The following is a 26,861-nucleotide window of genomic DNA, read 5'->3' as shown; positions in this document are numbered from 1 at the left end:
AAAGGAGACAGGATATGCATATTGAACATCTTAGCCACTGGAGTGGTCATCTTAACCGTGAAATGTATGTCAATCGATACGGACATGGAGGCATCCCAGTTGTTGTCTTTGCTTCTTCAGGTGGTAGCCACAATGAATACTATGATTTTGGCATGATTGATGCTTGTGCATCCTTTATTGAAGAAGGTCGCGTGCAGTTCTTTACCCTTTCAAGTGTAGATAGTGAGAGCTGGCTTGCGACTTGGAAAAATAGTCATGATCAAGCTGAGATGCACCGTGCCTATGAACGATATGTGATTGAAGAAGCTATTCCTTTTATCAAGCACAAGACAGGCTGGTTTGACGGTATGATGACAACAGGGTGCTCTATGGGAGCCTATCACGCTTTGAATTTCTTCCTCCAGCATCCAGATGTCTTTACCAAGGTTATCGCCCTCAGTGGTGTCTATGATGCTCGTTTCTTTGTTGGAGATTACTACAACGATGATGCTATCTATCAAAATTCACCAGTAGACTATATCTGGAATCAAAATGATGGTTGGTTTATCGATCGTTACCGTCAGGCTGAGATTGTCATCTGTACAGGACTAGGTGCTTGGGAACAGGATGGCCTTCCTTCTTACTACAAGTTAAAAGAAGCCTTTGACCAAAAACAAATTCCTGCCTGGTTTGCAGAATGGGGGCACGATGTTGCCCATGACTGGGAATGGTGGCGCAAACAAATGCCTTATTTCCTCGGTCATATGAGTCTATAAAAGGAGTTGCTTATGAATTATCTTGTAATTTCACCCTATTACCCACAAAATTTTCAGCAATTTAGTATTGAGCTAGCCAATAAAGGAATCACAGTTCTAGGGATTGGGCAAGAACCCTACGAACAACTAGATGAACCATTACGCAATAGCTTGACGGAGTACTTCCGAGTTGATAATCTTGAAAATATCGATGAGGTTAAACGATCAGTTGCCTTTCTTTTCTATAAGCATGGTCCAATTGATCGCATTGAATCACACAATGAATACTGGCTAGAGTTGGATGCTGCCCTTCGTGAACAGTTCAATGTTTTTGGTGCCAAACCAGAAGATCTCAAGAAGACCAAGTTCAAGTCTGAGATGAAAAAACTCTTCCAAAAAGCTGGGGTACCAGTCGTTCCAGGTGCTGTCATTGAAACAGAAGCAGATGTTGACAAAGCTGTGAAAGAAATCGGTCTTCCCATGATTGCCAAACCTGATAATGGAGTTGGGGCAGCCGCAACTTTCAAACTAGAAACAGAAGATGATGTAAACCACTTTAAGGCTGAATGGGACCATTCAACAGTTTATTTCTTTGAAAAATTTGTTACCTCTAGTGAAATCTGTACCTTCGATGGTTTGGTAGATAGAGATGGGAATATTGTCTTTTCAACTACCTTTGACTATGCCCATACACCCCTTGATCTCATGATTTACAAGATGGACAATTCATACTATGTTCTTAAAGATATGGATCCGAAACTTCGCAAGTATGGTGAGGCTATTGTCAAGGAATTTGGTATGAAAGAACGTTTCTTCCATATCGAGTTCTTCCGTGAGGGTGATGATTATATTGCCATTGAGTACAATAACCGTCCAGCGGGTGGCTTCACTATTGATGTCTATAACTATGCTCATTCTTTAGATTTGTACAAGGGCTATGCAGCTATCGTTGCAGGTGAAGCATTCCCAGAGTCTCCGTTTGAAACCCAGTATTGCTTAGCAACATCTCGTCGCGCCAATGCTAACTATGTTTATTCAGAAGAAGACTTGCTCGCTAAATATGGTCAACAGTTCAAAGTAAAGAAAATCATGCCGGCAGCCTTTGCTGAATTGCAAGGAGACTATCTCTATATGCTTACGACACCAAGTCGTGAGGAAATGGAGCAGATGATTAAGGATTTTGGTCAGCGTCAAGAATAATCGAAATTAGGACTTAACAAAGGATGTTTGTTAGGTCTTTTTTGTAGACTTGAAATAAAAGCGTTTTCCCCTTGGATTCTTTTAGAAAATCTGTTGCTAAAAGGTTTAAAAATTGATAGAATAGGGATTGTCTAAAAAATATTAAGGAGAATCTATCAATGGATTTCACATGGGCAGTCAAATATGCCACTGAATTTTTGGGAACAGCTATCTTGATTATCTTGGGTAATGGTGCAGTTGCCAACGTTGAACTTAAAGGTACGAAAGGCCACCAAAGTGGCTGGCTCGTTATCGCTGTTGGTTACGGTATGGGGGTTATGATCCCAGCTTTGATGTTTGGTAACGTTTCTGGTAACCATATCAACCCAGCCTTCACTCTTGGACTTGCAGTTAGCGGTCTCTTCCCTTGGTCACAAGTAGCCCAATACATCATCGCACAAGTTTTGGGAGCAATCTTCGGACAAGCCTTGGTTGTTGCGACTCACCGTCCTTACTACTTGAAGACAGAAAATCCAAATAACATCTTGGGAACTTTCTCAACAATTTCAAGTATCGACCACGGAACAAAAGAATCACGTTATGCAGCAACTGTGAACGGATTTATCAATGAGTTTATTGGATCATTTGTTCTTTTCTTTGCAGCACTTGGTTTAACAAAGAACTTCTTTGGTGCTGAGTTAGTTACAAAAGCTCAAGCATTGATTAATGACCAAGTGGCACAAGCGACTGCTCAAGGTCAAACAATTCCTCAAGAACAAGTCGCTACATATCTTGAACAAGCGAAAACACAAGTCGCTCCATTCTTGTCACCAGGTCTTGGTATTGCACACTTGGCACTTGGTTTCTTGGTAATGGCTTTGGTTACTTCACTTGGTGGACCTTCAGGACCAGGTTTGAACCCAGCTCGTGACTTTGGACCACGTCTTCTTCACGCAGTACTTCCTAAATCAATCCTTGGTGAACACAAGGGTGATTCAAAATGGTGGTATGCTTGGGTACCAGTAGTTGCACCGATTGCTGCTGCTATTGCCGCTGTAGCACTTTTCAAATTACTTTACCTATAATACTTAAGAACTGGGTTTTCCCAGTTTTTTCTTTTTAGTACAGTTGTGTCTTTTAGAATTAAAGGGTGAAATCGTCAGACTTTTTTCATTTTAAATCAAAAGATGTAAATATGGCAAAAATATGGTAAAATAGAGTATTAAGTAAACGTTAAAAAGGAATATTATGCGTAAAGAAATTGCACCTGAATTATACAATTACAATAAATTCCCTGGTCCAGAATTTCATCTATCTGGAGATAAAGTCGAGGCTGAAGGTTTCACCTTCAACTTGGTTGAAAATAGTAAGGAAGCCTTTGATGCAACAGCTTTTACTCAACGCTTTTCGGAAGTTTTAAACAAGTATGATTATATTGTAGGAGACTGGAGCAATGAGCAGTTGCGCTTGCGAGGATTCTACAAGAATGAGCGAGCTGAAGAATCTCTCGAGAAAATCAGTCGTTTACAAGATTACCTACTCGAGTATTGTAGCTATGGATGTGCCTATTTTGTCTTAGAAAATGAGACTCCGAAACGAGCACCATTTGACCAAAAAATGCGCAAGAAAGAAGAAGAGAAAGACAACCGTAAAGGGAAAAAGTCTTCTCAAAATAAGAAAAAAAATCATACAGACAAGAGAAATAGACGTCGCCGTAAAGAACAGAAACCTCAGAATGAAGAAAAGGGACAACGTCATTTCGTCATCCGTAAGAAAGACTAGAAAATAAGGAGAAAAGATGAAACCGTCGATTTATAGTTTAACTCGTCAAGGAATGCAAGAATGGGTCTTAGAGCAAGGAGAAAAGAAATTCCGAGCGGATCAAATCTGGGAATGGCTTTACCGTAAACGTGTTCAGACATTTGAAGAAATGACTAACTTGTCTAAGGATTTGATTGCCAAGCTCAACGAGCAGTTTGTAGTCAATCCCTTGAAACAACGTATTGTTCAAGAGTCAGCCGATGGTACTGTGAAGTATCTCTTTGAGTTACCAGACGGTATGCTGATTGAAACTGTGCTTATGCGTCAACACTACGGTTTATCAGTCTGTGTAACAACTCAGGTAGGATGCAATATCGGTTGTACCTTCTGTGCATCAGGTTTGATTAAGAAGCAACGTGACCTCAATAACGGAGAAATTGTTGCCCAGATTATGTTGGTTCAAAAATATTTTGACGAACGTGGTCAAGATGAGCGTGTTAGCCATATCGTTGTTATGGGTATTGGAGAACCATTTGATAACTATAATAACGTTTTGAACTTTATTCGTACCATCAATGACGATAAGGGAATGGCAATTGGTGCTCGTCATATCACCGTATCAACTTCTGGTTTGGCTCACAAGATTCGTGAGTTTGCCAATGAAGGAGTACAGGTTAACCTTGCTGTTTCTCTTCATGCTCCAAACAATGAACTGCGTTCAAGCATTATGAAGATTAACCGTGCCTTTCCAATTGAAAAACTCTTTGCAGCGATTGAGTATTACATCGAAACAACCAACCGCCGTGTGACTTTTGAGTATATCATGCTTAATGAAGTCAATGATGGAGTTGAACAAGCGCTTGAGTTGGCAGAATTGCTCAAGAACATTAAGAAATTGTCATATGTCAACTTGATTCCTTACAACCCGGTCAGTGAGCACGACCAATACAGTCGTAGTCCGAAAGAGCGTGTAATGGCCTTCTATGATACGCTCAAGAAAAAAGGCGTCAACTGTGTTGTTCGTCAAGAACACGGTACAGATATCGATGCCGCATGCGGACAATTGCGTTCAAATACCATGAAACGTGATCGCCAAAAAGCAGTAGCTGAAGTAAATCCATAAGATGAATAGAAAAACATTACTAAGCCTGGGAATCGTGCTATATAGTCTTTGTATCGTCTGTTTTTGTTTTACTCCCCAGCCTCAACTTCCTACAGGAGTGGAAACTCCAGGTATTCAAACTTTTGGACGCCTGGTTTTTCTTTTGACGCCTTTTAACTCCCTTTGGAATCTGGGAGAAGTAACCAGTCCTATACAACTATTTTGGATTTTTTTACAAAATGCTTTAAATATCCTCTTGCTCTTCCCTTTAATTTTTCAGCTTCTCTATCTCATCCCTAGTCTAAAAAAAACGAAGCGTGTGATTTTGTTTAGCTTTTTATTGAGCTTGGGAATCGAATGCACACAATTAGTTTTAGATTTTTTCTTTGATTTTAATCGGGTATTTGAGATTGATGATTTATGGACCAACACTTTGGGTGGTTACCTGGCTTGGGTCCTTTATAAACTACTACATAAAAACAAGATAAGGAATTAAAATGAGTATCTTAGAAGTAAAAAATTTAAGTCACGGTTTTGGTGACCGTGCGATTTTTGAAGACGTATCCTTCCGCCTCCTCAAAGGTGAACATATCGGTCTGGTCGGTGCTAATGGTGAAGGGAAATCAACTTTCATGAGCATCGTAACTGGTAAAATGTTACCTGATGAAGGTAAGGTGGAATGGTCTAAATATGTGACAGCTGGCTACCTAGATCAGCATGCGGTGCTCAAAGAAGGTCAAACCGTGCGTGATGTTCTTCGTACTGCCTTTGACGAATTATTCAAAGCCGAAGCTCGTATCAATGATCTCTACATGGAAATGGCAGAAGAGGGCGCTGATATTGAGGCTCTGATGGAAGAAGTTGGCGAACTTCAGGATCGTTTGGAAAGCCGTGACTTTTACACCTTGGATGCTAAGATTGACGAAGTCGCGCGTGCTCTTGGTGTCATGGATTATGGTATGGATACGGACGTAACCGCCTTGTCAGGTGGACAAAGAACCAAGGTCCTTTTAGCCAAACTCCTTCTTGAAAAGCCAGATATCTTGCTTTTGGACGAGCCAACCAACTATCTGGATGCTGAGCATATTGACTGGCTCAAACGTTATCTGCAGAACTATGAGAATGCCTTTGTCCTTATTTCGCACGATATTCCATTCCTCAATGATGTTATCAATATCGTATATCACGTTGAAAATCAACAGTTGACTCGTTATTCTGGAGATTACTACCAGTTCCAAGAAGTCTATGCCATGAAGAAATCGCAACTGGAAGCAGCCTATGAGCGTCAACAGAAAGAAATTGCGGACCTCAAAGACTTTGTGGCCCGTAATAAAGCTCGTGTCGCAACTCGAAACATGGCCATGTCTCGCCAGAAGAAATTGGACAAGATGGATATTATCGAGCTCCAAAGTGAGAAACCAAAGCCGTCCTTTGATTTCAAAACAGCTCGTACACCTGGTCGCTTTATCTTCCAAGCCAAGGACTTGCAGATTGGTTACGACCGTCCCCTTACCAAGCCCTTAAATCTTACCTTTGAACGCAATCAAAAGGTTGCTATCATTGGTGCCAATGGTATCGGGAAAACAACCCTCTTGAAATCTCTTTTGGGAATTATTCCACCAATTGCTGGGGAGGTTGAACGTGGGGACTACCTAGAACTCGGCTACTTTGAACAGGAAGTAGAAGGAGGCAATCGCCAGACACCACTAGAAGCTGTCTGGAATGCCTTTCCAGCCCTCAATCAGGCTGAAGTCCGTGCTGCTCTTGCCCGTTGTGGTTTGACGACTAAACACATCGAAAGTCAAATTCAAGTTCTTTCAGGTGGAGAGCAAGCCAAAGTGCGTTTCTGTCTCTTGATGAACCGTGAGAACAATGTCCTTGTTCTAGACGAACCTACCAACCATTTGGATGTGGATGCCAAGGACGAACTCAAACGGGCGCTTAAAGAATACAAAGGAAGCATTCTAATGGTTTGCCACGAACCAGACTTCTATGAAGGCTGGATGGATCAAATCTGGGATTTCAATGAGCTAACATAAAAAGAGAAGCCCGCAAAACTAGAATAGGAAAAAGCCAAGTCTGTGTGACTTGGCTTTTTGACTAGTAATTCAAATAGGTTTCAATCTCAGATTTTTGGATTTCTTTACCGTAGTGACAAATCGGGCAAGAAACGAAATAAGTTTTTCCGTAAGGAAAGAGAGGAATCCAATAAAGAGTGAACTTGCGTCCATATTCCGTAATTTCCCAAGTATCAACATTGTTACAATGGCCACATTCGATAGTAGTCTGTGTATGTCCCAACACTTTTTGGTAACCTTTTGACCCCAAAATAGAATCATTTTTACATCTCCTTATAATTAATGATGTTATTGTTTACTGAAATCGTAGTCTTTAACAATTTCGATACTATCGATAGTGATAGCAGTAGTTGGTTTGTCTTTTTCGTCTTTTTCAGCTTTGGCGATTTTATCTACTACGTCCATCCCATCAATTACTTGACCAAAGACGGGGTGTTTCCCATCTAGAGTAGGATTTCCACCTTCTTTGTAGGCTTCGATAATTTTCTTAGGATAGCTACTTGTAGGAAGTTTAGATGAATAGTCTGTTGTACTTTGGTTAATGAAGAATTGGCTACCATTTGAATTTGGTTGACCAGTATTGGCCATAGATAGAGAACCACGGATATTATAGAGATATGGAGAAATTTCATTTTTAAAACCTGTTCCAGTATCCTTGGTATTATCCTTACCATGCCAGATAGATTGGCCTCCCGTACCATTTCCTTTTGGATCTCCACCTTGAATCATAAAGCCATCTATTACACGATGGAAGGTAACGCCATTGTAGTAACCTTCTTTAGCGTGAGTTAGGAAATTTTCAACTGCTAGAGGAGCTAACTTTGGAAAGAGTTTGATACGAATATCACCTTGACTTGTGTGAAGGATAGCTTCAGCCTCATCTTCAGCTACTTCCTTAGAAAGTTGAGGGAAGTTAGCATTTTCATTTGTTAAGGCGTCTTTCAAATCTTTTTCTGCTTGAGTAGCGGCTTTAGAACTTTCTTCAGCAGCAATTTTAGAATCTACGTAATCATCACCACGAAGAGCACGTTGGATGCTTGTACATCCACCAAGAGCAAAAGTTGAAATGAGTAGTAGTGTAGCTAATTTTTTCATGTTATTCCTTTCAAAATTCATTTCTACCATTGTACCGTAAAAGAAAGGGGATTTCAAATGTAAGTGGTTGGTGTACATATAAGTCACTGGAAAAATGATGGTACGAAATTTCTACAGTCAAAAAAATCAACCAGCTTTGGTTGATTAAAGATTCTTTTTAGGATGGCGGTCAATGATTGCTTGATGGTCTTTGAGGGCTTGTTCACCTTTTGAAGTTAGTTTATAGCCACGAATTGAAAAGCGGTTAGCTAATTCTTCTTCTGAAAAATGCTCATGAAGTGATTGATTCAATTCGGTGGCCTTCATCTTGGAGAGACCAGTAATACCTTCTTTTTAAGGATACTCTTTTTCATAGTAGCATTTAGATGGTAAAGCGAGTCAAAGGCGGTTTCGATATTAGCATATCCTTTTTCAACAAGCGTGTCTAAATGTTTTGGGATATCAATGCCATAAGAATTACTATATTTTAAGAGTACATTTTCAAAGGATTTTTTCTTTCGGCTTAATTCCTAATGAATCAATGAACTTAATGCTAGGTCTCGAAAAGAATTATGCTTCCTCTTTCTGTCTGAGTTTAAAGAGGTCTTCTACTTTCAGATTAAAAACTTGAGCAATTTTAAGAGCCATTTCCAGTGAAGGATTGTAACGGTTATTTTCCAAGTGCAGAATTGTCTCGCGTCGCATGCCGATGAGGTCGGCTAACTCTTGCTGGGTCATGTCTGTGGACTCACGAACAGATTTGAGATTAGTAATAATATTGCTTTCTTTGGCCATACTTATCCTCTCCGTTCCAAGATAAAATAGACAACCGCAAAGATGAAAATCAAGGCAGCTATGCTAATAAAGATCTGGCCCATGTAAAGAGTGAGAGACCCCATATACCCAATGATAACTGCTAGGATTATCAGTGCGCCTAGTATAAAAACAAACATCAAGCTAGCTGCCTTGGCTAAATTAGCATAAAAGCGTTCATCCGGAGTTTCCTTGACATTTTTCAAACAGAAAAAACCAAATACAATCACTTCAATAACGAGGCCAATTCCCAAAATCCATTCTTTAATACCAGAACTTACGCTTGGGGTCGCAACCCAAATCCCTACTGTATAAAAAATGCTTGCTGCAAATAAAAGTACCGTGTAAAGCTTAGCAGACAAGTCAAAAATAGTCTTCCCCATACCTTTCTGAATCTTATGAGGCCGTGGTTTCATATGTAGCCAGCTCCAAATAGCTATAATTTGACCTGACACTGAAATACCAGTAATAACTAACTTGGGTTCCCAACTAAGATTAGAACCAAATAAAACAATAAAATCAATAAAGAGAGCTACGGCAATCATTGCAATGAGGCCAAGCATTTTTTGACTTTTTTTCATGATAGACTCCTTTTTTGTGTTATAAATATATAACATTTAAATGTTATGTTATAAATATATCACACTTAAATTTAGAAAGCAAGAATTTTATGTGTCAATGTGGTAATTATTTGAAAAAATTTTTTAATAAAAGCCCTTGATAGTCAAACAACTAAAGAATTCTTTGAAGCAATGCATCGGATTTGGTTTGTATAGCTTCGTTAACAATATTTGATGATAAAGAATCTTTGGAAAATCTAGATACTGTATGAATCTTTTCTTTTTTCTTAGACTGTTATAAAGTCTGTCAGAATAAGCTTTGTAGGTGTAGAAGTTAATTTTTTCTTTCTAATTTATCCCTATTAGTCCAAAAAATTTAAAATTTTTAAAGTCTGTCAAGTTTTTTTCTTGACACCTCTCAGAAATCTGATATAATAGAACATGTGCTAAATAGCTTAGCTATTTCACCGAAATAAATAATAAAAAGAAAAGAGATATTAAAAATGGCAGTTAAAATCCGTTTGACTCGTATGGGTTCTAAGAAAAAACCTTTCTACCGTATTAACGTAGCAGATTCACGTTCACCACGTGACGGACGTTTCATCGAAACAGTTGGAACATACAACCCACTTGTTGAAGAAAACCAAGTAACTTTGAAAGAAGACCGTATTCTTGCATGGTTGGCTGATGGAGCTCAACCTTCAGATACAGTTCGCAACATCCTTTCAAAAGAAGGCGTATTGAAGAAATTCCACGATTCTAAATTCTCAAAATAAGTTTAAAGTAGGTTGACAGATGGATACAATTGAAAATCTTATTATTGCAATTGTGAAACCTTTGATTTCACAACCAGATGCCTTAACTATCAAGATTGAAGATACACCAGAATTTTTGGAATATCGTTTAGATCTTGACCAGAGCGATGTGGGTCGTGTAATCGGTCGTAAGGGTCGCACTATTTCTGCGATAAGAACGATTGTCTACTCTGTCCCAACTGAAGACAAAAAAGTAAGAATCGTTATTGACGAAAAATAAGAAAAGCGGGCCATGGTCTCGCTTTTTTTGCAAGGAGAATAGTAATAGCGATCATCATTAAGTATCAGGTCTTAGCCTGATACATTTTTACTTGATGATATCAAGATGCAAAGGGAATTATAATTTATGAACGAAAAAACAAAAGCCTATTTAGCAGCCTTATCTTTTTCAACTATTATTGGGTTTTCTTTTCTATTTACCAAGGTTGCCTTAGGATTTGCTAGTCCTTTGACCAACTTAGCCCATCGCTATACAGTCGCAACTCTAGTCTTATTCATTCTTCAACAATCCAAGGTGATACAGGTAAAGCTTACAAAAGAGGATATTTTATCAATCTTACCAATGAGTCTCTTTTATCCCATCTTCTTTTTCATGTTCCAATCCTTTGCTCTTCAGTATATTTCATCATCTGAAGCTGGGATTTTGCAAGCCCTGGTGCCCATCATTACCCTCATTTTGGCCTCAATCTTTTTAAAGGAAAAAACCACGATGGTTCAAAAGTTCTTTCTTTTTCTTTCTGTTGCAGGGGTTGTTTATATTTTTCTTAGTAAGGGAGCTAATTTTGGAGCAGGTACAGCTATCTTTGGCTATGTATTGATGCTTGGATCTGTTTTCTCAAATGCCATTAATAATATCCTCAGCAAGTACAAGGGAGGCCAGTACAAGGTTATGGACCTGACTGTAGTTGTGATTCTAGTCGGCTTTATTGTTTTTAATTGCTTAAGTCTCTTTTCTTACATCGCAAGTAGCAATCTAATGGGCTATTTTGAACCCCTTGGTCATGTTGGCTATATCTTTTCTATCCTCTATTTAGGAATTCTAGCCTCAATCGTAACAGCGGCTTTATCTATTTATTCTATTGTTAGACTAGGAGCATCAACAGTTAGTGTTTTTGGAAATCTTGGAACTATTTTAACCATTGTAGCAGGAGCGGTAATTCTGCAGGAACCAATTTATAGTTATCACTTGCTTGGTGCATCCATGATTATTGCTGGAATTTTAGGCATGAATCTGATGAGAAAAAAGTAAAGATTGCTTAGCAGTCTTTTTCTTTACCTAAATGATGCAGAAAATTCAAAATTTTTAATGAAATTTTGCTTGGAATACGATGATTTTAATATAGCATGATAAAATAGATAAAAAGAATGATATCAGGATAAAGAGGAGAGAGTATAGAAATGAAGCCAAATGATATTGCTGAAGCTATTGCTTTTTATAACAGAGAACCCGAGACTTTGGTACGCCACATTATACCAGTATTAGATTGTGATTTGGTTGTTTATCATCGTCCTGGGAACGCAAATAAAGGCCACATTATTTTCTATCATGGAGCTTGTGGCCGTAGTCAGATGTGGGCCCACCAGTATGATGCTTTTGATGGATTTGACCTTTACTTTGTCAATGTTAGAGGGCAGGGTGAATCACCTATGAAAGTTGGCCTTCCCGACTTGGAAGGCGCTGTTCAAGATGTAGATGCTATTTTGTCCTATTTCCAGCTAGATAAGGTGATATTGGTTGGTCATTCTTGGGGAGGAAATCCACTTCAAGAGTACACCTATCGCCATCCAGAAAGAGTCCTAGCCATGGTCATGGTAGATAGTTGGGGACAGCATCGTTACCTATCAGATAAAGAAAGAGGTCGAATCAAATATAGTTCTCTTATGTATAAAACGATTCCATGGAAGGTGATTGCTGATAAGAACTCAAAAATGTGTACTGATAACCCTATCACAAGAGAATTGGTTAAGACGGCCATTATAGAAACTGGGCGAGATGTTTTCTTGAACCTTGGAATCACAGGTTTCTTAGCAGTTCATGAGATAGAAGGATATAAAGGAAATCCTCCCATGCTATTAGTAAGAGGCGAAAATGATTTTCCTAAACACCTAAAAATAATCTATGATGGTATCATTGCTCTAAATCCCAATGCGCGTCAAGTAACGATTTCAGATAGCAAACACCAACCGATGAATGACCATCCTAAAGTGTTTAATCAGATAGTTGGTGATTTTTTTGAAGAAGTAGTAGCCTTGTAAGATAGGACCTATTCAGCTTGTGAAAATCCCTGTAACATGATAAAATAAAGGGAGTAAGATACACAGGAGATTAAATGAACTACTTTAACGTTGGAAAGATTGTTAATACACAGGGCTTGCAAGGTGAAATGCGGGTCTTGTCAGTGACAGATTTTGCTGAAGAACGCTTTAAAAAAGGGGCAGAGCTTGCCTTATTTGATGAAAACGATCAGTTTGTGCGCACAGTGGTCATTGCAAGCCACCGTAAACAAAAAAACTTCGATATCATCAAATTCAAAGACATGTACCATATCAATGATATTGAAAAATACAAGGGTTACAGTCTGAAGGTTGCAGAGGAAAATCTCAATGACCTGGATGAGGGTGAGTTTTATTACCACGAGATAATTGGTTTAGAAGTCTATGAGGGAGATAACTTGATTGGAACTATCAAGGAAATCCTTCAGCCAGGCGCCAATGATGTCTGGGTAGTCAAACGAAAAGGTAAACGAGACCTTCTCTTACCTTATATTCCGCCTGTTGTCCTTAATGTAGATATTCCTAATAACCGTGTCGATGTAGAACTCTTAGAAGGGTTAGACGATGAAGATTGATATTTTAACCCTCTTTCCTGAAATGTTTTCACCGCTAGAACATTCGATTGTTGGGAAAGCTCGTGAAAAGGGACTTTTAGATATCCAATACCATAATTTTAGAGATTACGCAGAAAAATCTCGTCATGTAGATGACGAACCTTATGGTGGTGGCCAAGGTATGCTACTTCGAGCACAACCGATTTTTGATGCCTTTGATGCTATTGAAAAAAAGAATCCGCGCGTGATTCTCTTGGATCCAGCTGGTAAGCAGTTTGACCAGGCTTATGCGGAAGATTTAGCTCAAGAAGAGGAACTCATCTTTATCTGTGGTCACTACGAAGGTTATGATGAGAGGATTAAGACCTTGGTAACAGATGAGATATCTCTTGGAGATTATGTCTTGACCGGAGGAGAACTAGCTGCAATGACCATGATTGATGCGACGGTTCGCTTGATTCCAGAAGTTATCGGAAAGGAAGCAAGTCACCAGGATGATAGCTTTTCATCAGGTCTCTTGGAATATCCTCAATACACACGGCCTTACGATTTTCGTGGTATGTTAGTTCCGGATGTGCTCATGAGTGGACACCATGAAAACATCCGTCAATGGCGACTCTATGAGAGCCTTAAGAAAACTTACCAACGTAGACCTGTTTTGCTGGAAGAGTATGAATTGACAGCAGAAGAAGAGAAAATGTTAGCAGAAATAAAAGAAAATAACAATTAAATTAAAAGGAGAAACCTATGCAAGTAATTAAACGTGATGGACAAGTCGCTGATTTTGATCCAGATAAAATCTACCAAGCTATTCTTAAGGCGGCTCAAACAGTCTATGTATTGACGGACGATTTGCGCCAAAACCTAGCTCAAGTTACTAAAAAAGTTGTTTTGGACTTGGAAGAAGCAAAAGTAGAGCGTGCGACTATCAGTATGATTCAATCAATGGTTGAGCACCGCTTACTAGGTGCAGGATATATCACTATTGCAGAACACTATATCTCTTACCGTTTGCAACGTGATTTGGAGAGAAGTGGTTACGGCGACCACATCGCTGTTCACCTTCATTTTGAACAAATTCGTTAATAGAAAAAGAGTGAGATGATAAAAGCATCTCACTCTTTCTTAAATCTTCTTTTTTGGGCCGTTTGGATAGTCGAGGGAACGAAAGTTACCCTTCGAATATCCGACACTCGAATAATACGGCTGACGTTTTTGGAGAAATTTTTAACAATAATTTGTTGGCGGTCAGTATCATACTTGATAATATCGCCTGTAAAACTCGTTTCCGCAAAGATGATATGTACAGCCTTTTTTTTGGCTAGGGCTTCTTCAAGTCTAGCAATTAGGGAATCGCTTTTTTCAGGAATGGAATCTTCGTGTCCATTGACAAAATCATGGACCTTTTGCAAAGCCTGTTTTAATAAATCTTTCATTCCGGCCTCCCTTCTTTACATCATTATATAAAAATTTTATGAAATCTACAAGATTTTTCGAATAATCAATTGAGAACAAAAAGGAGAAAAACATGGCAGAATTTACATTTGAAATTGAAGAACACTTGCTTACTCTATCTGAAAATGAAAAAGGATGGACCAAAGAAATCAATCGTGTCAGCTTTAATGGTGCACCAGCAAAGTTTGACATTCGAAGCTGGAGTCCCGACCACACCAAGATGGGGAAGGGAATTACCCTATCAAACGAAGAGTTTCAAGTCATGGTGGATGCTTTCAAGAATCAATAAACATTCATCTCAGATGAATTAAAAAGAGGCTAGGGAAAATCCCGGCCTCTTTTATTTGTTTGAAAAATAAGCTTGTGTACGAAGACGTTGGAGTAGTGGTCGGCCGATAAAACTGATGGCAACGATTTTTGCAAGATCAGGAATGATAAAGGGAATAACACCAACTGCGACTGCTTTATCAAAAGGCATACCAGCTAAGAAGTGGAGGCTGAGAATACCACCTACAAAGACAAGAGAATCTCCCAAGAGATTTGCAAAGAAAATACGTAAGACGCCACTATTTGTATGAATGAGATAGGAAGTAAGTCCCGCATAGACAAGGTCGAACCAAAGATAACCAGCACTTGGTCCTACCAAAACATGAAAACCAGCCCCTCCGCTAGCAAAAACAGGAATACCGATAGCACCTAGCAATAGATAAAGTCCAACAGAGAGGACAGCTTCTCTAGGTCTAAAAACAGTTGCTATCAGTCCAATAGCAAAATTCTGCAGAGTGAAAGGAACGGGACCAATGGGAATACTAATCTGGGCTAATACTGCAATAAGAGCAGCTCCTATAGCAGGAATGGCATAGATATGTGCTTTTTTCAAAATAGTTAACCTCTTTTTTTATTTATAGTAACTATTATATAATCTTGTCAGATAAAGTCAACCGTTAATTTTAAAATAGTTAACTCTTTTTGTAACGGCCGATTGAGATAAAAAAAAGAGACCAAGGGGTCTCTCTTTTGTTTTAACGCATGGTCACAAATTCTTCTGAGCCGGTTGGGTGGATAGCGACAGTAGCATCAAAGTTAGCTTTTGTAGCTCCCATCTTGATAGCAACTGCGAAACCTTGAATCATTTCATCGACGCCATAGCCGATACCATGAAGTCCAACTACCTTTTCGTCTGCACCAGCTGTAACGAGCTTGAAGCGAGCTTCTTGACGGTGACTAGTAACGGCAGAATACATGGATGCAAATTTTGAAGTATAGACTTTAACGTTTTCTTGGCCGTACTCTTTGATAGCTTCTTCCTCAGTCAGACCGACTGTTCCGATTGCTGGGTGTGAAAAAACTACAGTTGGAATAGTAGTGTAGTCCATTTTGGCATTGGTTTTACCGTTGAAAAGTCTCTCTGATAGGGTACGACCAGCCTTGATAGCGACAGGCGTTAGTTCCTTTTCACCTGTAACATCTCCAAGTGCGTAGATACCTTCAACGACGGTGTTTTGGTATTCATCAACTTGGATGAAACCACGTTCGTTAAGGGTAACGCCTGCTTTTTCCAGATTTAGTCCTTCAACATTTGGACGACGACCTGTAGCCCAGATAACTTGACTAGCAGTATGCGTGCTACCATCTTCAAAATGAATTTGAATGCCTTCTTCGGTTTTTTCAAGTTTTGTCGGAACCTTATGGGTGTGGAGGTTTAGTCCAGTATTTTCCATTTCTTGAACCAAGCTCTCAACAATATAGCTATCAAATCCACGAAGTGGACGTTCACGACGGACAAATAAATCAGTCTGTACACCAAGGGTATGGAGTACGCCAGCCAATTCGACAGCAATGTAACCAGCACCTAGAATAGCTACCGATTCAGGTAACTCTTCCCAGGCAAAGACATCATCAGAACTACCACCTAGTTCAGCGCCAGGAATAGCTGGCATATGAGGATGAGCTCCAGTCGCAATCACAATATGCTTAGCACGGATCAATTCGCCATTAACACTGACAGTATGAGCATCAACGAACTCAGCACGTCCTTCAATCAAATCAACCCCGTTGCGCTTGAAGCTTCCATCGTAAGACGAGCGAGCACGGTCAATATAAGCTTCACGATTCTTACGAAGTGTTGCAAAATTAAATTCGTTATTAGTGCTTGTAAAACCATAGTCAGGTCCATATTTGTGGATACTCTCGGCAATTTGTGCTCCATACCACATGATTTTCTTAGGAACGCAGCCAATATTGACACAAGTTCCTCCTAATTTCTTTTCCTCAATAACTGCGGCTTTAGCACCATGTTCGCCAGCACGATTCATGGTAGCAATACCTCCGCTACCTCCACCGATGGCGATAATATCAAATTCTCTCATAGAAAGCTCCTTTAGTTGTTTTCTAGTCATATTCTATCTTTTTTTGGAAATCAATGCAAAAATCTGCTACGCTTAAATTTCTTAAGAAAATGCTTGCAAAAATAAAAAAGAAGTTGTATTATATAACTAACACAACAATAAAAGATTTAGCAAATATTTTTGGATGGTCAGAAAGCAATTGTTCATTTTTAAGATATGTGCTATAATCTTAATATATGCAATTAAAAAGGAGTATTGATATGAAAAGAAAGTCAAAAGCCAAGAAATGGCCTTTATTTACAGCTATCGGTGTTGCATCAGTTCTTGTAGTGGGAGCGGCTGCCGTTCTTCTATTAAGACAACCAAATCAAGCTGCAACAAAAGATGAAACTGCAAAGATTACTCTTGCAAAAGAGGGTTCAGTAGCTTCATCAGTTCTCTTATCCGGTACTGTGACGGCTCAGAATGAACAATATGTTTATTATGATGCAAGTAAGGGTGACTTGGATGAGGTTTTGGTTTCTGTAGGAGATAAGGTAAGTGAAGGCCAGGCACTAGTCAAGTATAGTAGTACAGAAGCCCAGGCTGCCTATGATGCTGCCAGTCGTGCAGTTGCGAAAGCTGACCGTCATATCAATGAACTGAATGAGTCTCGAAATACCGCCGCAGCAACACCTAGCCTTCCACAAGCAGGTTTAGAAGGAGCAACTGGACAAGCACCAGCTCAGTCATCCGGTTCTGCCACAGCTGCTATTGATTCTCAAATCAGCGATGCTCGTGATGTGCGTGCAGATGCAGAAGCGCAACTCGAAAAAGCTCAAGCCCAGTTGAATTCTGCTACTGTATTGAGTACTGTAGAGGGAACAGTTGTCGAAGTCAATCGCAATGTTTCAAAATCTCCAACAGGAAATAGCCAAGTATTGGTACATATCGTTAGTAACGACAACTTGCAGGTCAAGGGAGAACTTTCTGAGTACAACCTTGCCAATCTATCTGTAGGCCAAGAAGTTACCTTTACTTCTAAGGTTTACCCAGATAAAACTTGGAATGGTAAGATTAGCTATATTTCAAATTATCCAAAGAACAGTAGTGAAGCAAGCAGTAGCTTAGCTGGTTCAAACACAGGTTCTAAATATCCATATACGGTCGATGTAACTAGTGAAATTGGTGATCTGAAACAAGGTTTTACTGTCAGTGTCGAAGTGAAAAGCATGAGTAAAGCATTGCTTGTTCCTATTACAAGTATTGTCATGGAAGAAGATAAAAACTATGTTTGGATTCTTGATGAAAATCAGAAGGCCAAAAAAGTTGAAGTTGGATTGGGTAATGCAGATGCAGAAAACCAAGAGATCACATCTGGTCTGACAGATGGAGCAAAAGTCATCAGTAATCCGACAGCTTCCTTGCAAGAAGGAAAAGAGGTGAAGACTGATGAAGCAACTAATTAGCCTCAAAAATATCTGCCGAAGCTATCGAAATGGTGATCAAGAACTTCAAGTCCTTAAAGACATTAACCTAGAAGTTCATGAGGGAGAATTCGTGGCTATCATGGGACCATCTGGTTCTGGTAAGTCAACCCTCATGAATACCATTGGTATGTTAGATACACCTACAAGTGGTCAGTATTTTCTAGACGGAAAAGAAGTAGCTGGTTTGGGTGAAAAACAATTAGCCAAGGTTCGAAATCAAGAAATCGGCTTCGTCTTTCAACAATTCTTTCTCTTGTCTAAAATGAATGCCCTCCAAAATGTGGAACTTCCTCTGATTTATGCAGGAGTTGGTGCTTCAAAGCGTCGCAAATTAGCAGAAGAGTATCTGGAAAAAGTTGAGTTGACGGACAGAAGCCATCACTTACCATCAGAATTATCAGGTGGTCAGAAGCAGAGAGTAGCCATAGCGCGTGCACTCGTTAATAATCCTTCTATCATCTTGGCAGATGAACCTACTGGAGCCTTGGATACCAAAACAGGAAATCAGATCATGCAACTCTTAGTTGAATTGAACAAAGAAGGAAAAACCATCATTATGGTAACGCATGAGCCTGAAATTGCTGCCTATGCGAAGCGTCAAATTGTCATCCGCGATGGTGTCATTTCGTCTGACAGTGCTCAAGTAGAAAAGGAGGAAAACTAAGATGCAGAATCTGAAATTTGCCTTTTCATCTATCATGGCCCACAAGATGCGATCATTCTTAACCATGATCGGTATTATCATAGGTGTTTCCTCTGTTGTAGTTATCATGGCTTTGGGAGATTCCATGTCTCGTCAGGTCAATAAAAATATGACCAAGTCCCAGAAAGACATCCATGTCTTTTTCTCACCTACAAAGAGTAAGGACGGTTCCTTTACCCAGAAGCAATCTGCTCTAACCCTTTCTGGTAAAGAGGAAGGTGTTCTTGTTGAACCACCAAAACCTCAAGAGGCCTGGGTTAAGGAAGCTGCTAAGCTCAAGGGTGTGGACAGCTACTATGTAACCAACTCATCCAATGTGACCTTGACTTATAAGGATAAAAAGGTTGAACGTGCGAGCTTGACAGGTGGAAACATCACCTATATGGATGCGGTTGAAAACAAAATCGTTGCAGGCCGTAGTTTAAGAACACAAGATTATAAGGATTTCGCTAGTGTTATCATTTTAGATGAAGAACTTGCTAATAGCCTTTTTGGTTCAGCGCAAGAAGCTCTCAACCAAATTGTTGAAGTAAATGAAATCAGTTATCGTGTTATTGGTGTTTATGCAAGTAAGGAAGCTAAGGCTGCAAAAACCTTTGGAATTGGAGGACTACCAATCACGACCAATATTTCTCTTGCGGCCAATTTTAACACCGACGAAATTTCTGATATTGTGTTTCGTGTTAACGATACGGCCCTGACTCAGACTTTGGGTCCAGAATTGGCTAGAAGAATGACAGAGATTGCAGGTCTTCAACAAGGGGAATATCAAGTTGCAGATGCGTCTGCTGCCTTCCAAGAAATTCAACAACTCTTTGGCTTCATAACAACGATTATTAGTGCTATTGCGGGGATTTCCCTTTTTGTCGGTGGTACTGGTGTTATGAACATTATGCTTGTTTCAGTGACAGAGCGTACTCGTGAGATTGGTCTACGTAAAGCGCTAGGAGCAACACGTGGGAATATTCTGGTTCAATTTTTGATTGAATCTATGATTTTGACCATGTTAGGTGGCCTCATCGGTCTTCTGTTCGCTGCAGGAGTGACGATGCTTGCAGGGGCTCTACTTCAAAATATGATTGCAGGAATCGAAGTTGGCGTATCCATCCCAATAGCTCTCTTTAGTTTAGCGGTCTCAGCAGGTATCGGTATGATATTCGGTGTTTTACCAGCCAACAAAGCCTCTAAGCTTGATCCAATTGAAGCACTTCGCTATGAATAAGACATTCAACAGGAAAAACAAGATGGACACTTGTCTATCTTGTTTTTTGTATGGATTTCCATTTCGAAAATCACTAAAAATATGGTATAATGAAGTGTTATAAAAACAGGTTTCATTAGCCTGGAAAGGAAATATTATGTCTGAAAAGAATTTTTATATTACAACACCGATTTACTATCCATCTGGTAAACTTCATATCGGTTCTGCCTACACTACCATCGCTTGTGATGTCCTAGCTCGTTACAAACGCCTGATGGGCTACGATGTCTTTTATCTGACAGGTCTTGATGAGCATGGTCAAAAGATCCAACAGAAAGCTGAAGAAGCTGGAATCACACCTCAAGCCTATGTTGACGGAATGGCAGTTGGAGTTAAAGAACTCTGGAAATTATTGGATATCTCATATGATAAATTTATCCGTACAACTGATGACTACCATGAAAAAGTAGTAGCTCAAGTCTTTGAACGCTTGCTTGCTCAAGATGATATTTACTTGGGTGAATACACTGGTTGGTATTCAGTATCAGATGAGGAATTCTTTACAGAAAGCCAGCTTGCGGAAGTTTTCCGTGACGAAGCTGGAAATGTGACGGGTGGTATCGCTCCATCAGGTCACGAGGTTGAATGGGTTTCAGAAGAGTCTTATTTCCTTCGCCTCAGCAAATACCAAGACCGCTTGGTCGAATTTTTCGAATCACATCCTGACTTCATCACTCCTGATGGCCGTCTCAATGAAATGCTACGTAACTTCATCGAGCCAGGTTTAGAAGATTTGGCAGTGTCTCGTACAACCTTTACATGGGGAGTACCAGTCCCATCAAATCCAAAACACGTTGTCTATGTTTGGATTGATGCTCTTCTTAACTATGCGACTGCTCTTGGTTATGGTCAAGATGAACATGCTAACTTTGATAAGTTCTGGAATGGAACAGTCTTCCAAATGGTTGGGAAAGACATCCTTCGTTTCCACTCGATTTACTGGCCAATCCTTCTTATGATGTTGGATGTTAAATTACCTGACCGCTTGATTGCCCATGGTTGGTTTGTCATGAAAGACGGTAAGATGTCCAAGTCTAAAGGGAATGTCGTTTATCCTGAAATGTTGGTAGAGCGCTATGGTCTCGATCCACTTCGTTACTACCTCATGCGTAGCCTTCCAGTTGGTTCAGACGGGACCTTCACTCCAGAGGACTATGTAGGGCGTATCAACTATGAATTAGCAAACGACCTTGGGAACCTCCTCAACCGTACGGTTTCAATGATTAACAAGTACTTTGATGGTCAAATCCCTGCCTATGTAGAAGGTGTAACAGACTTTGACAATGAACTTGCTCAAGTGTCAGAACAATCAATCGCTGACTACAATACACATATGGAAGCAGTTGACTATCCACGTGCACTTGAAGCAGTCTGGACTCTCATCTCACGTACTAATAAATACATCGATGAGACAGCTCCATGGGTACTGGCTAAGGACGAAGCGCACCGTGACCAATTGGCAAGTGTGATGAGCCACTTGGCAGCTAGCCTTCGTGTCGTAGCTCACTTGATTGAGCCATTTATGATGGAAACCAGTCGTGCAGTCTTGACACAACTTGGTCTAGCAGAAGTTTCTAGCCTTGAAAACTTGAGCTTGGCTGATTTCCCTGCAGGTGTGACTGTAGTTGCCAAAGGAACACCAATCTTCCCACGTCTCGATATGGAAGAAGAAATCGCCTATATCAAGGAACAAATGGAAGGCAACAAGCCAGCTGTCGAAAAAGAATGGAATCCAGATGAAGTCGAACTCAAACTCCACAAGGAAGAAATCAAGTTTGAAGACTTTGACAAAGTTGAAATTCGTGTTGCTGAAGTAAAAGAAGTTTCTAAAGTAGAAGGTTCTGACAAGTTGCTTCAATTCCGCTTGGATGCTGGAGATGGTGAAGACCGTCAAATCCTTTCTGGTATTGCAAAATACTATCCAAACGAACAAGAATTGGTCGGCAAGAAAGTACAAATCGTTGCCAACCTCAAACCACGTAAAATGATGAAAAAATATGTCAGCCAAGGGATGATTCTCTCAGCTGAACATGATGGCAAATTAACCCTTCTAACAGTTGATCCAGCTGTACCAAACGGAAGTGTAATTGGATAATTAAAAAAGGACCAGTTTGAGCTGGTTCTTTTCTTTTGTAAGGTATCAGTTGATAAAAGAGGCATTCTACTTTATAATGAAGAAAAACGGAGGAAATTGCCATGAAATACATTCCATTTGGTCAAGAGAAAAGAGAATTGTCCGAAATCGTTCTAGGCATGATGCGAATCAGTGACAAGTCGGTTAAAGAGGTTGAGGAGTTGGTTGAAACAGCCCTATCTGTAGGAATCAATGCCTTTGACTTGGCAGATATCTATGGTGGAGGTCGTTGCGAAGAATTACTGGGTCAAGTGTTAAACAATCGTCCTGACCTGCGAGAAAAGATGTGGATCCAGTCCAAGTGTGGCATTCGCATAGCAGAATTTACCTATTTTGATTTTTCAAAAGATTATATTTTAGAATCAGTAGACGGGATTCTAAAAAGATTGCAGGTTGATTATCTAGATAGCTTGCTTCTCCATCGCCCAGATGCCTTGATGGAAGCTGATCAAGTGGCTCAAGCCTTTGATATTCTACACAAATCAGGTAAAGTTCGAAACTTTGGTGTGTCCAATCAAAATCCTATGATGATGGAATTGCTGAAGAAAGAGGTCAAACAACCTTTGTCTATCAATCAATTACAACTAAGCGCAGCTTTCACGCCAGGATTTGAATCAGGTTTCCATGTCAATATGGAAGGTGACAAGGCAGCTTTGCGTGATGGTAGCATCTTTGAATACTGCAAATTAAACGACATGGTTATTCAGGCCTGGTCAGTCTTGCAGTTCGGATATTTCAAAGGGAATTTTGTCGGCAATGAGAAGTTCAAACAACTAAACCAAGTCCTAAATCGATTAGCCTTAAAATACGGTGTGAGCCCTTCAGCTATTGCTATCGCTTGGGTCTTACGCTACCCAGCTAAGATGCAGGCAGTAGTAGGAACAACCAATCCAAAGCATTTAATAGAGGCAAGCCAAGCAAGTCATGTCAACCTAACTCGAAAAGAATGGTATGAGATTTACCTCGCAGCAGGGAATGATTTGCCATAGGAAAAAATGCATTTTAAGAAATCACAGTCAAAAAGCCGTTGAAAAACGGTTTTTTGTTATAATGAAATTAAGATTTATAGATAACAAAGGAAAAAAACATGACATTCGAAGAAATCCTGCCTGGACTAAAGGCGAAAAAGAAATATGTACGTACTGGCTGGGGTGGAGCTGAAAACTTTGTCCAGCTCTTTGATACCATTGAACAAAATGGCGTCGCCCTTGAAGTGACACCCTATTTCCTCATCAACGTATCTGGTGAAGGAGAAGGTTTTTCTATGTGGAGTCCAACTCCTTGTGATGTCTTAGCGACGGATTGGGTGGAAGTCCATGACTAAACGTGTATTGATTACAGGTGTTAGCTCAGGGATTGGTCTGGCTCAAGCTCGACTCTTTTTAGAAAAAGGTTATCAGGTTTTTGGAGTGGATCAGGGTGAAAATCCTGATTTACAGGACGACTTTCACTTTTTACAACGTGATTTAACGCTTGACTTGGAACCAATTTTTGATTGGTGTCCTCAGGTGGATGTTCTCTGCAATACAGCTGGGGTTTTGGATGACTACAAACCTTTACTAGAACAATCTGCTCAGGAAATCCAAGAGATTTTTGAAATCAATTACGTAACTCCAGTGGAGTTGACGCGACATTATTTAACGCAAATGCTGGAGAATAAAAAAGGAATCATCATCAATATGTGTTCCATTGCCTCAAGTCTAGCAGGCGGTGGTGGGCACGCCTATACCTCGTCCAAACATGCCTTGGCTGGTTTTACCAAGCAGTTGGCACTAGACTATGCTGAAGCTGGAATTCAGGTCTTTGGGATTGCTCCTGGTGCAGTCAAGACGGGCATGACGGCAGCTGACTTTGAACCAGGTGGTTTGGCGGACTGGGTTGCTAGTGAAACACCTATCAAACGCTGGATTGAGCCAGAAGAAGTGGCAGAAGTTAGCCTCTTTTTAGCAGGTGGAAAAGCAAGCGCCATGCAGGGACAAATCTTGACTATTGATGGTGGTTGGTCTTTGAAGTAGGAGGAGTTGGATGGAAATCAAAAATCACTTTGGGGTATACGGAGTCTGTCTTCAAGAGGGGAAACTGCTCTGTATTGAAAAAACAAGAGGCCCCTATCAACATCGTTTTGATCTACCGGGTGGTAGTCAGGAACTCGGTGAGGGGTTGACAGAAACCCTTAAGAGAGAAGTTCTAGAAGAGACGGGCTATACTCTTAGCCGTTATTGCAATCCTAGGATTTATGACGTGCTGGTTCAAGAAGAGGGGGAAGACTTCGCTGTACATCATATCATGGCCTTTTATGATATCGTGCTCGATTTCGAGAGCTCTCAAAAATCCCTTCCTCATGAAGTTCTTGATGGAAGTAATGATTCAGCAAATGTCATTTGGCTGAATTTGGAAGAAATTACCGAAAAAAATGCCTCGCCTTTAGTATTAAAAGTGAAGGCAGAGTTACGAGGATTTCCAGAATTGGACAAGACCTCTTACATGAATTGGAAGGTAAAACATGCAAAATCAACTAGCTCTTAGTGGCGAAAAAATTGTTGAAAAAGTTTATCCCCATTTATTGCACCACGTCGGCTTGATTCGTGGCGAATATTTGGTGAGGGAAATCAGTCAAAACATCCTGTTACCAAGTTGTCAGCAATTTGTAAGAGATTATCTAGACACTATTTGTCATTTGTACCCTGATGAAGAAGTCTGGTATCGCTTTTCAGAGTTAACAAATGCAGAAGCAAATAGTCTAGACGGGACTAAAGAGTATTTTGACGAAAGCCACCCCTTATTTGGATATAGAGGAACTAGGCGTTTACTGGCGTGTTTGGATGAATTTCAGGCTGAGGCACATGTCGTTACAGAAGTTTATCAAACCAATCCCAATCTGTCTGTTATTTTTCCTTTTGTGAATGATGCTGAACAGTTAAAACAAGCTATTATAGTATTGCGCCAGCATGGTTTTACTGGAAAAGTTGGAACAATGGTTGAATTACCGTCAGCTTATTTTGACTTGGACAGGATACTGGAAACTGGTATTTCAAAGATTGTAGTTGGAATGAATGATTTGACTTCATTTATTTTTGCGACTGTAAGAAACAGTCAATGGCATGATATGGAAAGCCCCATTATGTTAGAAATGCTGAGACAGATGCAGGATAAAGCAAGGAAGAAAAAAATTGATTTTGCTGTAGCAGGCTATCTGAATACTTCTTTCATACAAAAAATGAATCAGATGGGTATCGAATGTGTTCTCCATTACAGCTCTATTCCAGAGATTTTTGATTTAGAAATTGATCATCCAGACCATCTTAAACATATAAAAGAAGAAAGTAAAAAATTACAAAGGAGAACTCATGACACCGCAAGAAATGTGGAATGCCTACAAGAAAATCAACCCCTCTATCGGAGATGAGATAGACGCCTGGGCTTTTGGAGTGGAAGCAGATCTCTTGGCTGACTTAGTTCTAAGAGGCGAAAAAACGGCAACAGCCTCAGCTTACGACCTATACGCACTAGAGGACGAACCCCTGCCACAAGAAAGGACTTTCGATGTCATTTTGGACAGTCAAGATCAAGCTGTCTGCATCGTTGAAATTACAAAGGTTTCCGTTCAGCCTTTCTATCAGGTTTCAGCCGACCATGCCTACAAGGAAGGTGAGGGAGACAAATCTTTAGCCTATTGGCGTCAGGTTCATGAAGACTTTTTCAAAGACTGCTTAGGAGAAGCAGGTCTGACTTTTACACCTGACAGCAAGGTTGTTTTAGAAGAATTTCACAAGGTCTACCCCTTGTAAAAAGCAGACATAAGAGAGTTTTGGAAATCATTATCCAAAGCTTTTTTCTAACTTTAAATGATAAAATGAGCAAACAAAAAGCGGACAATCATGTCCGCTTTTTTGAATCTATCAAGTGAAGTTGTGGATAAAGTATTTCAAAGATGTTTGTCTTTTGAATCCCTATTCATATCACTTCTACATTGGTTGATTATTTTTTACGATAATGTAAAACTGTTCCTACAGCTACGATAAGCATTGCAACACCAACAACAGAAACAACTAGGCTATTACGTTCACCAGTATTTGGAAGTCCTGGTTTGTCTTCAGTTGTTGTTGTAGCTCCAGTTGTTGTTGTAACTCCTGAAGGAGCTTCAGTAGTAGTTGGAGCCTCAGTTGTTGTTGTAACTTCTGAAGGAGCTTCAGTTGTTGTTGGAGCTTCAGTTGTTGTTGGGGCTTCAGTTGTTGTTGGGGCTTCAGTTGTTGTTGTAACTTCTGAAGGAGCTTCAGTAGTAGTTGGAGCCTCAGTAGTTGTTGGGGCTTCAGTCGTTTTTGGAGCTTCAGTAGTAGTTGGAGCTTCAGTAGTAGTTGGAGCTTCAGTAGTAGTTGGAGCTTCAGTAGTTGTTGGAGCCTCAGTAGTAGTTGGAGCCTCAGTAGTAGTTGGAGCCTCAGTAGTAGTTGGAGCCTCAGTAGTAGTTGGAGCTTCAGTAGTAGTTGGAGCTTCAGTAGTAGTTGGAGCTTCAGTAGTTGTTGGAGCTTCAGTTGTTGTTGGAGCGTCAG

The 26,861-nt window shown here is 40.0% G+C and carries 33 protein-coding genes; 25 read left to right on the top strand and 8 right to left on the bottom strand.

From position 1 onward, the window contains the following. The first annotated feature begins 14 nt into the window (after window positions 1–14). From ACESNQ_RS05465 to ACESNQ_RS05435, 7 genes are all read left to right on the top strand, one after another. The gene (locus ACESNQ_RS05465) at window positions 15–755 is read left to right on the top strand and encodes an esterase family protein (RefSeq protein ID WP_075567841.1); all 741 of its coding nucleotides are present in this window, start codon (window positions 15–17) and stop codon (window positions 753–755) included. A 12-nt stretch (window positions 756–767) separates the two neighbouring features. After that, entirely contained in the window at window positions 768–1,934 is a 1,167-nt protein-coding gene (locus tag ACESNQ_RS05460; RefSeq protein ID WP_373075621.1) for an ATP-grasp domain-containing protein, read from the top strand. A gap of 158 nt (window positions 1,935–2,092) precedes the next feature. Then, window positions 2,093–2,998: an aquaglyceroporin Gla gene (gene gla, locus ACESNQ_RS05455; RefSeq protein ID WP_373075619.1), complete on the top strand. Its 906-nt coding sequence runs from the start codon at window positions 2,093–2,095 to the stop codon at window positions 2,996–2,998. 163 nt (window positions 2,999–3,161) lie between these two features. Beyond that, window positions 3,162–3,695, top strand: coding sequence for a YutD family protein (locus ACESNQ_RS05450; RefSeq protein WP_004253808.1), 534 nt, complete (start codon window positions 3,162–3,164; stop codon window positions 3,693–3,695). Window positions 3,696–3,711: 16 nt separating this feature from the next. After that, window positions 3,712–4,797: a dual-specificity RNA methyltransferase RlmN gene (gene rlmN / locus ACESNQ_RS05445; RefSeq protein WP_004253810.1), complete on the top strand. Its 1,086-nt coding sequence runs from the start codon at window positions 3,712–3,714 to the stop codon at window positions 4,795–4,797. Between the two features lies 1 nt (window position 4,798). Then, window positions 4,799–5,272: a VanZ family protein gene (locus ACESNQ_RS05440; RefSeq protein ID WP_373075617.1), complete on the top strand. Its 474-nt coding sequence runs from the start codon at window positions 4,799–4,801 to the stop codon at window positions 5,270–5,272. Window position 5,273: 1 nt separating this feature from the next. Beyond that, entirely contained in the window at window positions 5,274–6,815 is a 1,542-nt protein-coding gene (locus ACESNQ_RS05435) for an ABC-F family ATP-binding cassette domain-containing protein (protein ID WP_373075615.1), read from the top strand. Window positions 6,816–7,142: 327 nt separating this feature from the next. On the opposite strand, the gene ACESNQ_RS05430 is transcribed toward ACESNQ_RS05435, so the two are convergent. The 4 genes from ACESNQ_RS05430 to ACESNQ_RS05415 all read right to left on the bottom strand — a co-directional run bounded on the left by ACESNQ_RS05430 (window position 7,143) and on the right by ACESNQ_RS05415 (window position 9,322). Continuing rightward, entirely contained in the window at window positions 7,143–7,949 is an 807-nt protein-coding gene (locus tag ACESNQ_RS05430) for a peptidylprolyl isomerase (RefSeq protein WP_373075613.1), read from the bottom strand. A 144-nt stretch (window positions 7,950–8,093) separates the two neighbouring features. Beyond that, window positions 8,094–8,255 (bottom strand): hypothetical protein, encoded by a 162-nt coding sequence (locus ACESNQ_RS05425; protein WP_373075611.1) that lies wholly within the window; start codon window positions 8,253–8,255, stop codon window positions 8,094–8,096. A 243-nt stretch (window positions 8,256–8,498) separates the two neighbouring features. Further along, window positions 8,499–8,723: a helix-turn-helix transcriptional regulator gene (locus ACESNQ_RS05420; RefSeq protein ID WP_373075609.1), complete on the bottom strand. Its 225-nt coding sequence runs from the start codon at window positions 8,721–8,723 to the stop codon at window positions 8,499–8,501. Window positions 8,724–8,725: 2 nt separating this feature from the next. Continuing rightward, a complete protein-coding gene (locus tag ACESNQ_RS05415) occupies window positions 8,726–9,322 on the bottom strand; it encodes a hypothetical protein (RefSeq protein WP_373075607.1) in 597 nt (198 codons plus the stop codon). 482 nt (window positions 9,323–9,804) lie between these two features. On the opposite strand from ACESNQ_RS05415, the gene rpsP reads away from it, so the two are divergent. The 7 genes from rpsP to ACESNQ_RS05380 all read left to right on the top strand — a co-directional run bounded on the left by rpsP (window position 9,805) and on the right by ACESNQ_RS05380 (window position 14,030). After that, complete coding sequence (gene rpsP / locus ACESNQ_RS05410; RefSeq protein WP_004253064.1) at window positions 9,805–10,077, top strand: 30S ribosomal protein S16; 273 nt, start codon at window positions 9,805–9,807, stop codon at window positions 10,075–10,077. 19 nt (window positions 10,078–10,096) lie between these two features. After that, window positions 10,097–10,336, top strand: a complete 240-nt coding sequence (gene kphA, locus ACESNQ_RS05405) for an RNA-binding protein KphA (protein ID WP_373075605.1) — start codon at window positions 10,097–10,099, stop codon at window positions 10,334–10,336. A gap of 126 nt (window positions 10,337–10,462) precedes the next feature. Then, window positions 10,463–11,365 carry a DMT family transporter gene (locus tag ACESNQ_RS05400; protein ID WP_373075603.1) on the top strand — a complete coding sequence of 301 codons (903 nt, stop codon included), beginning with the start codon at window positions 10,463–10,465 and terminating at the stop codon, window positions 11,363–11,365. A 149-nt stretch (window positions 11,366–11,514) separates the two neighbouring features. Next, complete coding sequence (locus tag ACESNQ_RS05395; protein WP_373075601.1) at window positions 11,515–12,372, top strand: alpha/beta fold hydrolase; 858 nt, start codon at window positions 11,515–11,517, stop codon at window positions 12,370–12,372. Between the two features lie 74 nt (window positions 12,373–12,446). Further along, a complete protein-coding gene (rimM, locus tag ACESNQ_RS05390; protein ID WP_373075599.1) occupies window positions 12,447–12,965 on the top strand; it encodes a ribosome maturation factor RimM in 519 nt (172 codons plus the stop codon). Continuing rightward, entirely contained in the window at window positions 12,955–13,674 is a 720-nt protein-coding gene (trmD, locus tag ACESNQ_RS05385; protein ID WP_368910803.1) for a tRNA (guanosine(37)-N1)-methyltransferase TrmD, read from the top strand. The genes rimM and trmD overlap by 11 nt, the downstream gene beginning before the upstream one ends. 17 nt (window positions 13,675–13,691) lie before the next feature. Next, a complete protein-coding gene (locus ACESNQ_RS05380; RefSeq protein ID WP_004253071.1) occupies window positions 13,692–14,030 on the top strand; it encodes an ATP cone domain-containing protein in 339 nt (112 codons plus the stop codon). A 29-nt stretch (window positions 14,031–14,059) separates the two neighbouring features. Here the strand turns inward: ACESNQ_RS05380 and ACESNQ_RS05375 are convergent, their stop codons facing one another. Next, a complete protein-coding gene (locus tag ACESNQ_RS05375) occupies window positions 14,060–14,380 on the bottom strand; it encodes a hypothetical protein (RefSeq protein ID WP_247913442.1) in 321 nt (106 codons plus the stop codon). Window positions 14,381–14,472: 92 nt separating this feature from the next. Between ACESNQ_RS05375 and ACESNQ_RS05370 the strand changes: the two genes are divergently transcribed. After that, a complete protein-coding gene (locus tag ACESNQ_RS05370) occupies window positions 14,473–14,688 on the top strand; it encodes a YdbC family protein (RefSeq protein ID WP_006145796.1) in 216 nt (71 codons plus the stop codon). A gap of 51 nt (window positions 14,689–14,739) precedes the next feature. Here ACESNQ_RS05370 and ACESNQ_RS05365 read toward each other — a convergent pair whose 3' ends face one another. Further along, the gene (locus tag ACESNQ_RS05365; protein WP_368910806.1) at window positions 14,740–15,279 is read right to left on the bottom strand and encodes a biotin transporter BioY; all 540 of its coding nucleotides are present in this window, start codon (window positions 15,277–15,279) and stop codon (window positions 14,740–14,742) included. Between the two features lie 142 nt (window positions 15,280–15,421). Beyond that, window positions 15,422–16,768, bottom strand: a complete 1,347-nt coding sequence (gor, locus tag ACESNQ_RS05360; RefSeq protein ID WP_373075595.1) for a glutathione-disulfide reductase — start codon at window positions 16,766–16,768, stop codon at window positions 15,422–15,424. Window positions 16,769–17,007: 239 nt separating this feature from the next. Between gor and ACESNQ_RS05355 the strand changes: the two genes are divergently transcribed. From ACESNQ_RS05355 to ACESNQ_RS05310, 10 genes are all read left to right on the top strand, one after another. Next, entirely contained in the window at window positions 17,008–18,195 is a 1,188-nt protein-coding gene (locus ACESNQ_RS05355) for an efflux RND transporter periplasmic adaptor subunit (protein ID WP_373075593.1), read from the top strand. Then, the gene (locus ACESNQ_RS05350; protein ID WP_373075591.1) at window positions 18,179–18,880 is read left to right on the top strand and encodes an ABC transporter ATP-binding protein; all 702 of its coding nucleotides are present in this window, start codon (window positions 18,179–18,181) and stop codon (window positions 18,878–18,880) included. The genes ACESNQ_RS05355 and ACESNQ_RS05350 overlap by 17 nt, the downstream gene beginning before the upstream one ends. A 1-nt stretch (window position 18,881) precedes the next feature. Continuing rightward, window positions 18,882–20,141, top strand: coding sequence for an ABC transporter permease (locus ACESNQ_RS05345; protein WP_373075589.1), 1,260 nt, complete (start codon window positions 18,882–18,884; stop codon window positions 20,139–20,141). A gap of 136 nt (window positions 20,142–20,277) precedes the next feature. Continuing rightward, complete coding sequence (gene metG / locus ACESNQ_RS05340; RefSeq protein ID WP_373075587.1) at window positions 20,278–22,275, top strand: methionine--tRNA ligase; 1,998 nt, start codon at window positions 20,278–20,280, stop codon at window positions 22,273–22,275. A 101-nt stretch (window positions 22,276–22,376) separates the two neighbouring features. Next, complete coding sequence (locus tag ACESNQ_RS05335) at window positions 22,377–23,303, top strand: aldo/keto reductase (RefSeq protein WP_373075585.1); 927 nt, start codon at window positions 22,377–22,379, stop codon at window positions 23,301–23,303. Between the two features lie 98 nt (window positions 23,304–23,401). After that, window positions 23,402–23,638 (top strand): DUF2829 domain-containing protein, encoded by a 237-nt coding sequence (locus tag ACESNQ_RS05330; RefSeq protein ID WP_247921394.1) that lies wholly within the window; start codon window positions 23,402–23,404, stop codon window positions 23,636–23,638. Beyond that, window positions 23,631–24,329 carry a 3-oxoacyl-ACP reductase gene (locus ACESNQ_RS05325; protein ID WP_373075583.1) on the top strand — a complete coding sequence of 233 codons (699 nt, stop codon included), beginning with the start codon at window positions 23,631–23,633 and terminating at the stop codon, window positions 24,327–24,329. Before ACESNQ_RS05330 ends, ACESNQ_RS05325 begins: the two co-directional genes overlap by 8 nt. Window positions 24,330–24,339: 10 nt before the next feature. Then, window positions 24,340–24,840, top strand: coding sequence for an NUDIX hydrolase (locus ACESNQ_RS05320; protein ID WP_223332830.1), 501 nt, complete (start codon window positions 24,340–24,342; stop codon window positions 24,838–24,840). Then, entirely contained in the window at window positions 24,818–25,720 is a 903-nt protein-coding gene (locus tag ACESNQ_RS05315; protein ID WP_373075581.1) for a putative PEP-binding protein, read from the top strand. The genes ACESNQ_RS05320 and ACESNQ_RS05315 overlap by 23 nt, the downstream gene beginning before the upstream one ends. Next, window positions 25,662–26,102 carry an ASCH domain-containing protein gene (locus ACESNQ_RS05310; RefSeq protein WP_373075579.1) on the top strand — a complete coding sequence of 147 codons (441 nt, stop codon included), beginning with the start codon at window positions 25,662–25,664 and terminating at the stop codon, window positions 26,100–26,102. The genes ACESNQ_RS05315 and ACESNQ_RS05310 overlap by 59 nt, the downstream gene beginning before the upstream one ends. A 190-nt stretch (window positions 26,103–26,292) precedes the next feature. Here the strand turns inward: ACESNQ_RS05310 and ACESNQ_RS05305 are convergent. Continuing rightward, on the bottom strand, window positions 26,293–26,861 hold a 569-nt coding region (locus tag ACESNQ_RS05305), incomplete at its 5' end, for an LPXTG cell wall anchor domain-containing protein (RefSeq protein WP_373075577.1).

The organism is Streptococcus infantis (genome assembly GCF_964243025.1).
In the GTDB taxonomy this organism is placed as follows: domain Bacteria; phylum Bacillota; class Bacilli; order Lactobacillales; family Streptococcaceae; genus Streptococcus; species Streptococcus infantis_N.
The sequence above is the reverse complement of the archived record's forward strand: the minus strand, read 5'-3'. Positions and strand labels throughout refer to the sequence as shown.